The following is a 10902-nucleotide window of genomic DNA, read 5'->3' as shown; positions in this document are numbered from 1 at the left end:
CCATGGCCGCAACGGTGCGGCCTACCCCTCCCCAGGGTGCTGGGGACAGGAGAAAACCATGCAATACCAGATCCAATTCACCGCCAGCCAAACCAACCACGACATGGGCGATGACGCCGCCCAATCTTTCACCACCCTGGCTAAGGCTGAGCAATACGCCGCCGAGTTGACCGAAGCCCTGCGCGAGTTGGTTCGAGACTGGTCCAGCGATGCGGGCCGGGAGCCGAATTACGACGACATTCGCGTTGAAATAGTGCGCCAGGTGTTTGTCGATGGCGTGGAGGTGGAAGACCAGGACGATCAAGACATCATCCTGGCGCTGATCGCCGCCGCCGAGCGCGCGCACCCGGCGGTGCGCTGGAATAGCTGCCACTCTGCGGGGGGCGAAGGCCGCGCCCGCGGCTGGCGGTTGCTGATCTGCCCTCGTGGCACGTGGGAGCCGGTGGCGCTGGCGCGACTGGAGAGCGAGGCCATGTTCCAGTTTTTCCACGCTCAGGGGTTGGAATATCCTTGCAAAGTGTCCCGCCGGCTGGGGAGCATGCAAGAGCGCCAAGCGCGAGAGGTGGCTGCGCGGAACGCATTGTTGCCGGTGCGGCAGGCGGCATTCCAGGCAGCCCGCGCGGTGGACGAGTTGCGCCGTCAGCTGGAGATAGCAGAAAGCCGGCTGCTGGATGCTCGCCGGCTGCAATCGGAAATGGAGGACCGGCTGGCTGCGCGTTTGGCGGCTATTGCCGCCAGCAGCTGGAGTCTGCCGGCCATGTGATGAACAATCGCCCCGCCAGTCGGCGGGGCTTTGTCCTGAGGGGTTTACGTTGGACGAATACAAAATCTTGCTAGAGTCGGGCGGGCGCGAGGAGGAGTTGGCGACCGTCCGCGACCCACTCATCGCCGCCGCCGCGTTCCGCGCGCTGCTGCTGCGCGGCGATCTGCGCGCCAGCCGGCCGTTGGCGATTCTGGAGCGCAACGGCCGCACACTGTACGAGATTCCGGTCGATGGCCGAGCGGATGCAGCCGCTGCCGCGCTGGATCTGCCGCAGGCCGCGCTGGCCGACGTGCGCCAAGCCTTGCTTGCCGCCGGGGTGGATGCCGAGGCGCTGGAATTGGGCCGGGCGCAGTTGAACGACGTGTACAAGGGATTGCTGCGCGAGGTCCGCGACAGCGAGCTGGCCGGTGTGCTGCGGCGGGTGGGTCTGCCCGTCAGCAATAGCCAGATTCTCGGCTGGCGCGTCAGTCCGGAAAACCGCAAATTCCGCCCCATTGCCATGGGTGAGTTGTACGCGGTGGCGGTGGCGCTGGGAGAGCTGCGCAATGGTAGCGCCTGAGCTGTTCGAGGCGTTGGCCACCGTGGCAGGCATTGGTGGCCAGGGGCGCGAGGCCGCGCGTCTGGTTGCGGTTGAAGGTCTGACGCCGGCGGAGGCAGCCAGCCGGCTTGGCTTGGGCTGCCGGAGCAGCGCCACGCGACCATACAACAGATTCGCCGATGCGCTGGCATTGGTCCGGCCTTATCTGCGGCCGGAGTTGACGACCGGCGATGACGAGCGCATGATGGCATCGTTCCCTGTTGCCGGGGATGAACCAGTAGGCGCTGGTATACAGCAACCTTTCCCCGCGTCGCGGGGTTGAACCGCAGTAGATGGCGATCGGTAAGTAGTTCCCTGCACAGGCAGGGATGAACCAGACGGCGCTACACAAAGCAGCCGTTCCCAGCGATTGCGTGGTTGAACCAATTGATGCAGTAGATTCGAATCGTTCCCCATTTCATGGGGATGAACAAGCCCCCGAAATTCGGGGGCTTTTCTTTTGCCCTCTCGCCGCAAATAACCCCGGAGTTATTGACAGCAAGCCACACCGGGGTTATAGTAACCCCATCAACAACAACGCAGGAAGGCGGATGGATAGTCGGGAATTCATCAGGTTGCTAAGAGCTGATGGATGGTTTGAAGTAGCCTGCAAGGGCAGCCACCACCAGTTCAAGCACCCCAGCAAACCCGGCCGCGTGACAGTCAAGCACCCCACCAAAGATTACAAAATCGGAACGTGGAACAGCATGCTGAAACAAGCTGGATTGAAGTAAAACAGAGCCGGCCCGCAAGGGCTGGCTTTCCGGCCAGACATCCGCCACCAAGAGGAACCACCATGTTATTTCCTATCGCCATTGAGCCAGGCGACGCCGACCACGCCTACGGCGTCACCGTGCCAGACTTGCCCGGCTGCTTCTCCGCCGGCGACTCCATCGACGAGGCCATCCGCAATGCGCGCGAGGCTATCGACTTCCATCTTGAAGGGCTGGACGAGGACGGCGCCGACATCCCCACCGCCAGCCAGGTGGCCGACCATGTCGGCCTGCCGGAATTCCAGGGCTATATCTGGGCGGTGGTGGAGGTGGATATCGTCCGCTACCTGGGCAAGGCCACCAAGGTAAACGTCACGCTGCCATCTAATCTGATCCGCCGCATCGATGCGTTTGTGGAGACGCACACCGAGTACGAAAGCCGCTCGGGCTTCTTGGCACGGGCAGCACTGAACGAGCTTAGGGCTTAGCGGTCATCGGCTGGCCCCCTGTCTCCGGGTGGGCTTGTGTACTTCATTCATTCGTCAGCGCAATGAAAAGCACCACTTGCTTGGAGGTGCTTTTTTTGTGGGAATGCGTAGCGCCTACGCCGCTACGTTGCATCACAGCTATCAGCACTTCATGACCGAAGGCGTGCATGACTAGCAATTTGTTCAGCACATGTAGCTCAAATGTGAATACAAATAGCTAAAAATGTAAAATGCAAATCCCAATAACAAACAAATGCCTTCGTGATGAAAGACTTTCTCATTTTAATCGTGGGTCTGGCCGTTGCCGTGCTGGTCTGGAAGCTGCTTACTAAATGGTTGCGTTCTAAGGAATATCGCGGCTTTGTAGTGGTGCCCTTGGGGCTGATTGCCTCCGTGTTCGCCTTCGTAATGACAGCAGGTTCCATGCTGCCCACCCCGCCTAAGAAGCCTGAAAAGGTCGAGGCCATAGCCCAAAAAGCGGAGGCTGATAAGGTGGCTGCGCCAACGGTCAAACCGGAGGCTAAGCCGGTAGAAGCGCCTAAGCCTGCCGCAGCTCCGCCGGCAGAAAAGACGCCGCCAAAGACTCTCGGCATGTCTGCGTCGAAGCTGGTTGGCGATATCGAGATAAAGCAGCGCACAGACTCGCCGCTGCGGGATGGCACGCGCCGGGAGCTGTTGACCATCAATCCCATTATGACGCTGGAGGCGATAGGCGATCCAAGCGATCTGTCCCGATATACGCTGATGTTCGGCGTGCCAAACGACGACCAGGCGGCAGTCTTGGAGAATGCCGTTTACGCGGCCGGGATTCTTGCCAACACCTTTCCTCAATGGAATGGCAAAAAGGACAATGCGATAGATTGGTTCACCGGTGCGATGCGCAAGCTGACGCGCAATGTTGAGAAAAACCGTAGCGAGCCCAAGCCGATAACGCTGACGCGGGAAGGCAAGCAAGTCAAAATCAGCGCTATCCCGTCGATGGGTATGGTGTTCCTGTCTGTGGACCCTCTTGAATAGGCGGGAGTCCATGCAAAACGCCCGGTGCAATGTCGGGCGTTTTTCTTTGTGATGCCTGCTCTGCTACGACAGGCGCTTGTAGTTTTCAAGTAGGCCGCGGACAAGGGCGCGCCCCTTCTCGTCCACCTGGTTCAGATCAGCCAAGAGGCTGCTGTCTTCGTTTGACAGTGCGGCACCGTTGCGAACTCCTGTCACAAGGTACAGCACATCAAAGCCAGCCTCATGCCATTTTTGCAGGACTTCAACGTTAGGCGATCTGTCGCCTTTTTCATAGGTATGGTAGGCCGTAAAGCCAACGCCGCCAGCTTTGGCAGCATCTGACTGTATCAGGCCTAGTCTATTTCTCTCTTCGCGCAGTCGTTCACCGAAGCTCAATTCTTTACTCCTGACAGCAGAAAACTACGCATACGCGAAAAACAAGCTTGCAATTATCGCAAACGCGAAGTACCATCCGCTTTGTATTCACATTCACGAACATCTTAGCCGATATGTCCACAAACGCACAGAAGGCAAAGCGGGTTTACGGACCTCGCGGGGTGGCCAAGTCAAAAACCGTTCAGTTTCGGGTGCCAACGGCTAAGCGACTGCTCATCACAGAGCTGGCCTGCATGCTGGAAATGACGGAAAGCAATTTGGGCCGCGAACTTGTTGATGTGGCTCTTCCCATCTTTCTGGCCCAGCACGGCCTGACAGCATGGGCAGAAGATACCTTGAAAGCACTTACGGCATAACCACCGAACCCGCAGCCGTTTGGTGGACAGGAGCAGCAAATGGACAGATTGAGAACCGCATACCAAACGATGTGCAAGGCCATGCCGGGCGGCTGGGCCGCCATGGCGGCGGCGCTGGGCTTCAGCAAGGACGGTCTGGAAAACCGCGTGTACGAGCGCAAGGGCCAGGCGGTTTCCGTGCATGAGGCGATGCAGATGCAGGCATTCAGCGGTTCGTCAATCTTCGCTGAGGCGGTGGCGGCGGATAGCGGCGGCGTGTTCGTGCCGCTGCCGGACATCGACACGGTAGACGATGCGGAAATCCAGCGCGTCTACATGGAGTTGGTGGATGAAGTGGGCTGCCTGGCCCGTGAGTGGCGCGAAGCCACCCGCGACGGCGAGGTGGACAAGCGGGAACGCCAGCGCCTGGAGGCCATCCGCGACGCCATCTGCGCCAAGGTGACACAGATGAATCACCTGACGTTCCAAGTCTTTTGCAATAAGGGGGTCTAGTCATGACTGCAATGCGTTGTCCGGCCTGTGGCGAGTCCGCCCTTACCATTCGAACCAGCAGGGAGCAGACCCCGGCCACGCGTGAAATCTACGCCATCTGCAAAGTCTGCGGAACTCAGCCACGCGGGGTGATGGAATGGCTGGACTGGATGGTTGAAGGGCTGTTGCCTGCCAGCATGCACCGAGCCAAGTTGCCACAATCCCCGGCCGCTCGCCGCCAAGAGGCAATGAACCACTACCGGCAGCGGGCCAGACGTGAGCCCGATAATCAAATTTCACTTTTCTAGCCGCTCCCTAGGCTAGTTCCTCCGAAGCACCCGCCCCAAAAAATCGCACCGCGCAGTGCGAGGGGGCTTTTTACGCCCAAAAAACGCAGCACCCCAAAGGAGAACGACATGCAACAGCCCGCCGCCGCCCCGCAACAGCTCGCCGCGCTGCGCGTCCGCAAGATGCGCTACGTCCGCTTCAGCAATGGCGCCGCCTGCTATTCCGCTGGCTATGCCGCCGGCCGCCTGCGCCAGTTCAGCAGCCGTCGCGAATGGCTGGAGTACCTGGGCGCGGCGCTGTTCATGCTGTCGCTGATCCTGCTTCAGCTGTATCTGCCGGCGTGAGGTGCGACATGGAAGCCCGTGAAAACTACGAATACGGCGAGGACTTTGCCCGCCATGTGATGCCAGCCCTGGGCGACCTGTGCCGCGCGCCGCTGGCGCCGGTAGCGCCGCGCGACATCGCCATGCAGGCGCTGGCCCGCATGGATGAGCGCCAGGCGCAAGCCCGCCGCCCGATGCTGGAGTCGGTCGAGTCGCTGCAAGCCAAGGTGCTAAACGCGATTCGGAAAGATGCGCTGGCGCAAATCCAAGATGCCATTCAAACGCTGGCGGAAACGGAAGCAAAAATCAACCAGTTGATCGCCATGCATGGGCTGGGGCTGCGCGCGCTGTTCATGCAGCAGCCGGGCAGGATGTGGTACGACATCGAAACGATGCTGGACGAAAGCAATTTGGCCGAAGTCCGGCTCGCGCGCGGCGGCCTGCCCTTGCATGCCGAGCCGCAGGCGGTGCGGGGGCAAGCGGCATGACTTGGCAATCCCGCCTCCCGCTGCTGGACCGTTTCCCGCGCCACCTGAGCCGAGCCATCGGCCGCGAGTGGTGCGAGCGACGCGGCCGGCCGCTGGCGCTGCTGCCCTGGCAGGACGATGTCCGCCAGCGGGAGGCGGACCAATGGCTACGCGACCTCACCGCGTTCATGCCTCGCCACGCCTTGCCCTTGGGCGCGTGCGAAATGGAACTGGTGGAGTTTGCGAAGCAGCGCGCGTTCGAGGCGGACCAGCTGATCGGCCGCGGCGCGAACATTGAGCAGTTGGAGAAGTACTGCGCCCGTTACGGAGTCGCCCCGCCAAGCGGCAAAACCAAGGCAGGCCGGGCCGCCCGCGTGGCGTGCAGCCTGTGGTGGCGCCGCGCGCTGCGCCGGACCAATGCCCGCCATAGCGAACACCTGTCTATCCAGCTGGGCCTGGTGCATCGCCGCCATGGCCTGTATGCCAGCCATGACGCCATCGCCCGCCGCCGCGAGCAAAAGCGCCGCAACCGCGGCTTGCTGGAGGCGATGGCCGCCATCAACGAGCTGGGCCAGGAATACACGCTGCAGCAGCTGTCGGAGCTGAGCGTCAGCAATCCCACCATCCGCCGCGCCGAGCTGATGGTCCGCATTGCCGGTTTCGAGCATATCGCCGTCGGCCTGGAGTACGCCGGCGAGTTCATCACCATTACGTCGCCGAGCAAATACCACCCGCGCCACGCCAAGAGCGGCCGGCGCAATGCCAAGTACGCCGGCAAAACGCCAATCGACACCCGCGACTACCTGGGCGGCGTGTGGTCACGCATTACCGCCGCCATGGCGCGCGCCGGCATCGCGCCGTTCGGCTTCCGCGTGGCGGAGCCGCACCACGACGGCACGCCGCACTTGCATGCGCTGCTGTTCATGGCCAAGGACAAGGTCAAGAAATTCCGCGCCATCGTCGCCCGCTATGCCGTGCGCGAAGACCGCGCCGAGCTGGGGCTGAACTACCTGCAAACCAAGGGCGAAGCCATGGCCGCCGCGCGCCAGTTGCGCGCCGCCGGCGCCAAGGGCTTGCTGGCCGACATCGCCGCCAGGATCGGCAACGAGGCCGACTTCTGGGCCAATCCTCCCCGCTGGGTGTGGAAGGGCATCAAGGCGCGCGTGGCATTCGAGGCCATCGACTGGAAGCGCGGCACCGCCGCCGGCTACATCGCCAAGTACATCGCCAAAAACGTGGACGGCGCCAAGCACAACGGCGACAGCGTGGGCATCGACTTTGAAGCCCAGGACCACGCCGGCCAGGCCGGCAAGGACGACGGCGCGAGCAAGGACCAATCCGCCGCCACCGACGCCACCGTTACCGCGCGCCGCGTGGATGCCTGGGCCAGCACCTGGGGCATTCGCCAGTTCCAGCAAGTGGGCGGCCCGCCGGTGGGCGTGTGGCGCGAGCTGCGCCGCTGGGACTATCAGGCCGCCGACGCCGAAGACGTGCTGATGCATGCCGCCATCGCCGCCGATACCGGCAACTGGGGGCGCTTCGTCCACCTGATGGGCGGCCACGCCATCAAGCGCGCCGCCATGCCGCTGGGCGTGGCCCGCGACAGCGAGCCGGCAGAGAACCGTTACGGCGAGGATGGCCAGCGCCAGGTGCGCGGCGTGGTGGAGCGCGAAAGCGGCCAATTCGCACAAACCCGCGTCCACGAATGGCGCATCGGCCGCAAGGCTGACGGGGTTGAGGGCGGCGCCGCCGCCCCTTGGACTCGTGTCAATAACTCTACGTTTTTGGAAGTGCCGCCGGCAGCGCCGGCCCAGCCCGAATGGATGTTCGGCACGGCAGACCGGATTCAGGCGAATGTCGAGGACGACGACAGCGAACTGCTCACCGCCGAGCAGCTGGCCGCGCGCCGCGAGTGGGACGCCCATCAGCGCTATCTGCGGGCATTCCCCGAATTCGTCCACGAGTGGGCCAAGCGCGGCATCGAGGCCGCCGAGCTGGACGCCCAGCGCCAGCGCGAAGCCAGTATCGAGCGCGTGCGCTTGCAGCGTGCCAACAGCCGGCTGGCGGCCAACCTTGGGCTGACGCACCGCGCCGGCATCGCCGTGATTTCCCAGGTGCGCGCCCAGGCGGAAGCCGCCCGCGCCGAGCGCGCCGCCCGCCCTGCCCGCGCCAGCAGCACCGAGCGCCACGGGCCTGGCATCACCGTTTCCCAGCAGCTCGCCCAGGCTACCGCCAGGGCGCGGCAATGGATCAACCAAGCAGGCCGCATCTGAGCGGCGAGGAGGACGCATGAATGAACCAAACCGGACCGAACTTTTAACGGCATTGCTTTCGGACCTTGAGGAGGTGAAAAGCGAACGCACCAGCAGCGCGGTGGTGGTTTGCAGATTTCTGCAGGACGGCGAATTAGAGCTAGCCCGCAGTGCGCTGACCAAGCACTTTGAACCAGCTGAACAACGGTATAGCGAGCTGGTGGCGCGAATGAGCGAGCTGGCATTGAAGAAAAATACCAACGAACAGGAGCAACCGCGATGAACACCGCCGCAATGGAAGTGCAAACCAACCTCTACACCCGGCTGATGATGGCCGCCAACGGCCGCTATCGCGCCGAGCTGGACGCCGTGAATAGCCAGCTACGCAACATCGAACGCGCCGAGCGCATGGCGCGCCGACTGCGCGATGTCGAAATGAACGCTGAGGCTCAGGCCGGCGCCGGCTATGTCCCGTTCATCGTCCTGCGCCTGTCCATCGAGGTGATGCCAATGCAGCACTACGCCCTGGCGCTGGCCGGCAACGCCCTGGAGCGCCAGCTCGTCCCGAACGGCCGCGACGCCCAGGGCCGGGAGCGGTTCCAAATTCTGGCCGCCGGCGACGAACGCACCAGCCTGGAGCTGGTGGTGGAAGGTATCTGAACAACCCGCCGCACCGCGGCCATAGGCGAGCGGCCAGCCCATCCGACCAATTGGGCGCCGTCCTCTGAAAACCGGCCAGGCCGCTCGCCTATGGCCGCCAGCACAATAAGGAAAATGACCATGACAAACGACACGATGACTCTTGATGATGCGGCAACCGCGCTGAACATCGGCACCGAAACCGCGCGCCAGCTGGCAGATGCTGGCGTGCTGCCAGGCTGCAAAATTGGCCAGGGTTGGGTGTTCCTGCGCGATGACGTGCTGACCTACCTACGCGACGAAATCCGCCGCCAGACCAATGCACGTCGGGCAATGGCGGATGCTGTCCGGACGGAAGGCCAGAGCCGCAAAACGGAGCGAGTCAAAACAGCCGCCGGCGCTGCTGGCGTGCGAAGCGCCCGCCGTCGCGAGCACCCCAATCTGGATTTAGTGGAGAAAGCGGCATGAAGACAATTGTTTATGAAAAGGTAAACCCAGACCACAGCGCAGTGGCCGGAATGACGCCGGAGCAAATCGAGAGCTATGTCCGTATAGGTATCGCGGCTTGTAACTGCGAACAGATCAAATCCACCCGGCCGTTCACTGTTTACAATCCTACTGGATGGGGAATGGACGACGATGGCGAGTTTACGGCGTCGGCCATGTCGAAGGCTGGTGGTAACTACGGGGGCGTTACCGTTGAGGAGGTATTGCTCATGGTATACGAGGAGGAATGCATGACAGCGGTACAACCGCAAACAGGGTGCGCCGAGACTGTAGATCGGCCAAAGTGCTGAAATTGAAAACGCCCCAGCCGGGGCGTTTTGCATTACCAGAGCTGATCGGCCAGCTCGCTGCCGCGCAGATTGGCATAGCGAGCCAGCATTCGCGGGTCTTTGTGGCCGGTGATTTTGGCGATTTGCAGGTCGGACAGTTTTGTTTTCAGGAAAAACCGGCACGTCGCTTCATGGCGCAGATCGTGGAAGCGCAGATCACCGCAGCCGGCCGCCTCAAAAATCCGCGCGTACTGGCGCGACAGTAGCGCGGTGGTCTTCCGCAGCACGTCGGGGCTATTGGCGCCACTCCACCACGGCAACAACCTGTCGCCCTCATGGTTCCAGCCTGACATATCGCGCTCGCCGGCCGCTACCTGCTCGCGGTAGCGCACGAGTGCCGCCAGTGCCACGCTGGACAAAGGCACCTGTCGCTTGTCGCCATTCTTGGTCTTGTCCAAGAAAATGGTTCGCCGCTCCATGTCGATCTGGTCGAGCGTCAGCGTGTAAATCTCGCGCATCCGCATTGCCGTTTCCAGCGCCAGCTCCAACATCAGCTCAAGCGCACCACGCCAGGCGCAGGCAAGCGGCCTCTGCTTGCCGTCTGGTTTGCATCCATCGAGGATTCGGCGAATTGCCGCCTCCTCTGCCTCCAGGAGGCGCCGGTCTCGCTCGGTGTTGGTCGGCACCTCTACCGCCTCGCCCTCTTTCGCGCTGGCGCGCAGCACCGCGGCGTCGGCGTCGGTATATGTCGCGTAGCGTTTTGGCAGCAGCCGCAGCGGGTTGGTAACGAAAGTGCTATCAGGCAGGCGCGTCAGGTAGTCGAAACAGCGCGCCAGCGACCCCACATAGATTCTGATGGTGGACGGCGCCAGCTTCTCAACTTGCTTCATGTCCCGCACCCAGCTTTCCGCCCAGGTGTAGCAGACATTGCGCATCAGAACCTCGCCCACCTTGTCTACCAGTGCCGCTTGAACTTGCTTATCGCTATCCACCAGCGCCACGCTGGCCTGGTACATGCGCAGCGCATCGCGGATGGTGGCGATTGCGGGCCGCTCGTCGACAAGATCGGCCGGGATGATGCCACGGTCCAGCAGCGCTTCCAGCCTGGCGCAGTAGGCGTCGCCCTCTGCCTCGCTGTCGAACGTGAAGGATACGGGCTTCGGCAATAGCCCTTTGCGCCGGACGATGAACTCCCAGGAACCGCTAGTCCGTTGGCGTTTTGTGGCCATGGTGCAACTCACGTAGATTAACAAACTGTTATTCTACGAGTGGTTCCGCCATCTTTACGAGTGGTTAAGGGCGGGAAAGTGCAGGATTACCGCCGTTTTGACAGGGTGAGGGCTTAAGGGAATACAATGGAAAAAGCCCGTAAATCCTTGGATTTACGGGCTTAAATC

At 62.2% G+C, this 10902-nt stretch carries 17 protein-coding genes; 15 read left to right on the top strand and 2 right to left on the bottom strand.

The features are described from left to right. Positions 1-58: 58 nt before the first annotated feature. The 5 genes from MY55_RS21500 (at position 59) to MY55_RS21475 (ending at position 3558) form a co-directional block, all read left to right on the top strand. On the top strand, positions 59-763 hold the full coding sequence (locus tag MY55_RS21500; protein ID WP_047258437.1) for a hypothetical protein: 705 nt from the start codon (positions 59-61) through the stop codon (positions 761-763). A gap of 49 nt (positions 764-812) precedes the next feature. After that, on the top strand, positions 813-1322 hold the full coding sequence (locus MY55_RS21495; RefSeq protein WP_047258438.1) for a hypothetical protein: 510 nt from the start codon (positions 813-815) through the stop codon (positions 1320-1322). A gap of 347 nt (positions 1323-1669) precedes the next feature. Then, on the top strand, positions 1670-2074 hold the full coding sequence (locus tag MY55_RS24340) for a type II toxin-antitoxin system HicA family toxin (RefSeq protein WP_236686502.1): 405 nt from the start codon (positions 1670-1672) through the stop codon (positions 2072-2074). A 62-nt stretch (positions 2075-2136) separates the two neighbouring features. Continuing rightward, on the top strand, positions 2137-2541 hold the full coding sequence (locus MY55_RS21480) for a type II toxin-antitoxin system HicB family antitoxin (protein WP_047258441.1): 405 nt from the start codon (positions 2137-2139) through the stop codon (positions 2539-2541). A 264-nt stretch (positions 2542-2805) separates the two neighbouring features. Continuing rightward, entirely contained in the window at positions 2806-3558 is a 753-nt protein-coding gene (locus MY55_RS21475; protein ID WP_047258442.1) for a hypothetical protein, read from the top strand. A gap of 63 nt (positions 3559-3621) precedes the next feature. Here MY55_RS21475 and MY55_RS21470 read toward each other — a convergent pair whose 3' ends face one another. Further along, a complete protein-coding gene (locus MY55_RS21470; RefSeq protein WP_052941727.1) occupies positions 3622-3933 on the bottom strand; it encodes a helix-turn-helix domain-containing protein in 312 nt (103 codons plus the stop codon). Positions 3934-3980: 47 nt separating this feature from the next. Here MY55_RS21470 and MY55_RS23960 point away from each other — a divergent pair, with 47 nt between their 5' ends. The 10 genes from MY55_RS23960 (at position 3981) to MY55_RS21430 (ending at position 9526) form a co-directional block, all read left to right on the top strand. Then, complete coding sequence (locus MY55_RS23960; protein WP_152681655.1) at positions 3981-4289, top strand: hypothetical protein; 309 nt, start codon at positions 3981-3983, stop codon at positions 4287-4289. A 39-nt stretch (positions 4290-4328) separates the two neighbouring features. Further along, on the top strand, positions 4329-4781 hold the full coding sequence (locus MY55_RS21465) for a YmfL family putative regulatory protein (protein WP_081284781.1): 453 nt from the start codon (positions 4329-4331) through the stop codon (positions 4779-4781). Between the two features lie 2 nt (positions 4782-4783). Beyond that, positions 4784-5068 carry an ogr/Delta-like zinc finger family protein gene (locus MY55_RS24690; RefSeq protein WP_047258444.1) on the top strand — a complete coding sequence of 95 codons (285 nt, stop codon included), beginning with the start codon at positions 4784-4786 and terminating at the stop codon, positions 5066-5068. Positions 5069-5176: 108 nt separating this feature from the next. Continuing rightward, positions 5177-5392: a hypothetical protein gene (locus MY55_RS21460; protein WP_047237747.1), complete on the top strand. Its 216-nt coding sequence runs from the start codon at positions 5177-5179 to the stop codon at positions 5390-5392. A gap of 8 nt (positions 5393-5400) precedes the next feature. Beyond that, positions 5401-5859 carry a hypothetical protein gene (locus MY55_RS21455; protein WP_065203016.1) on the top strand — a complete coding sequence of 153 codons (459 nt, stop codon included), beginning with the start codon at positions 5401-5403 and terminating at the stop codon, positions 5857-5859. Further along, positions 5856-8111: a replication endonuclease gene (locus tag MY55_RS23955; protein ID WP_065203015.1), complete on the top strand. Its 2256-nt coding sequence runs from the start codon at positions 5856-5858 to the stop codon at positions 8109-8111. The genes MY55_RS21455 and MY55_RS23955 overlap by 4 nt, the downstream gene beginning before the upstream one ends. A 16-nt stretch (positions 8112-8127) precedes the next feature. Further along, positions 8128-8373, top strand: coding sequence for a hypothetical protein (locus MY55_RS21445; RefSeq protein ID WP_065203014.1), 246 nt, complete (start codon positions 8128-8130; stop codon positions 8371-8373). Further along, a complete protein-coding gene (locus tag MY55_RS21440; protein WP_065203013.1) occupies positions 8370-8750 on the top strand; it encodes a hypothetical protein in 381 nt (126 codons plus the stop codon). Before MY55_RS21445 ends, MY55_RS21440 begins: the two co-directional genes overlap by 4 nt. A gap of 120 nt (positions 8751-8870) precedes the next feature. Continuing rightward, positions 8871-9197: a helix-turn-helix domain-containing protein gene (locus tag MY55_RS21435; protein WP_065203012.1), complete on the top strand. Its 327-nt coding sequence runs from the start codon at positions 8871-8873 to the stop codon at positions 9195-9197. Continuing rightward, positions 9194-9526 (top strand): hypothetical protein, encoded by a 333-nt coding sequence (locus MY55_RS21430; protein ID WP_065203011.1) that lies wholly within the window; start codon positions 9194-9196, stop codon positions 9524-9526. Before MY55_RS21435 ends, MY55_RS21430 begins: the two co-directional genes overlap by 4 nt. A 32-nt stretch (positions 9527-9558) precedes the next feature. Here the strand turns inward: MY55_RS21430 and MY55_RS21425 are convergent, their stop codons facing one another. Next, a complete protein-coding gene (locus tag MY55_RS21425) occupies positions 9559-10734 on the bottom strand; it encodes a site-specific integrase (RefSeq protein ID WP_065203010.1) in 1176 nt (391 codons plus the stop codon). Between the last annotated feature and the right edge of the window lie 168 nt (positions 10735-10902).

This window comes from Chromobacterium subtsugae (assembly GCF_001676875.1).
GTDB classification, from domain to species: domain Bacteria; phylum Pseudomonadota; class Gammaproteobacteria; order Burkholderiales; family Chromobacteriaceae; genus Chromobacterium; species Chromobacterium subtsugae.
The sequence above is the reverse complement of the archived record's forward strand: the minus strand, read 5'-3'. Positions and strand labels throughout refer to the sequence as shown.

What these genes read in the sequence shown, in the direction of transcription:
- MY55_RS21465 (WP_081284781.1), top strand. Translation starts at nt 4,329, where the DNA reads ATGGACAGATTGAGAACCGCATACCAAACGATGTGCAAGGCCATGCCG.
- MY55_RS24690 (WP_047258444.1), top strand. Translation starts at nt 4,784, where the DNA reads ATGACTGCAATGCGTTGTCCGGCCTGTGGCGAGTCCGCCCTTACCATT.
- MY55_RS21435 (WP_065203012.1), top strand. Translation starts at nt 8,871, where the DNA reads ATGACAAACGACACGATGACTCTTGATGATGCGGCAACCGCGCTGAAC.
- MY55_RS21425 (WP_065203010.1), bottom strand. Translation starts at nt 10,734, where the DNA reads ATGGCCACAAAACGCCAACGGACTAGCGGTTCCTGGGAGTTCATCGTC.
- MY55_RS23955 (WP_065203015.1), top strand. Translation starts at nt 5,856, where the DNA reads ATGACTTGGCAATCCCGCCTCCCGCTGCTGGACCGTTTCCCGCGCCAC.
- MY55_RS21480 (WP_047258441.1), top strand. Translation starts at nt 2,137, where the DNA reads ATGTTATTTCCTATCGCCATTGAGCCAGGCGACGCCGACCACGCCTAC.
- MY55_RS21455 (WP_065203016.1), top strand. Translation starts at nt 5,401, where the DNA reads ATGGAAGCCCGTGAAAACTACGAATACGGCGAGGACTTTGCCCGCCAT.
- MY55_RS21440 (WP_065203013.1), top strand. Translation starts at nt 8,370, where the DNA reads ATGAACACCGCCGCAATGGAAGTGCAAACCAACCTCTACACCCGGCTG.
- MY55_RS21475 (WP_047258442.1), top strand. Translation starts at nt 2,806, where the DNA reads ATGAAAGACTTTCTCATTTTAATCGTGGGTCTGGCCGTTGCCGTGCTG.
- MY55_RS21445 (WP_065203014.1), top strand. Translation starts at nt 8,128, where the DNA reads ATGAATGAACCAAACCGGACCGAACTTTTAACGGCATTGCTTTCGGAC.
- MY55_RS21430 (WP_065203011.1), top strand. Translation starts at nt 9,194, where the DNA reads ATGAAGACAATTGTTTATGAAAAGGTAAACCCAGACCACAGCGCAGTG.
- MY55_RS21460 (WP_047237747.1), top strand. Translation starts at nt 5,177, where the DNA reads ATGCAACAGCCCGCCGCCGCCCCGCAACAGCTCGCCGCGCTGCGCGTC.
- MY55_RS24340 (WP_236686502.1), top strand. Translation starts at nt 1,670, where the DNA reads ATGAACCAGACGGCGCTACACAAAGCAGCCGTTCCCAGCGATTGCGTG.
- MY55_RS21500 (WP_047258437.1), top strand. Translation starts at nt 59, where the DNA reads ATGCAATACCAGATCCAATTCACCGCCAGCCAAACCAACCACGACATG.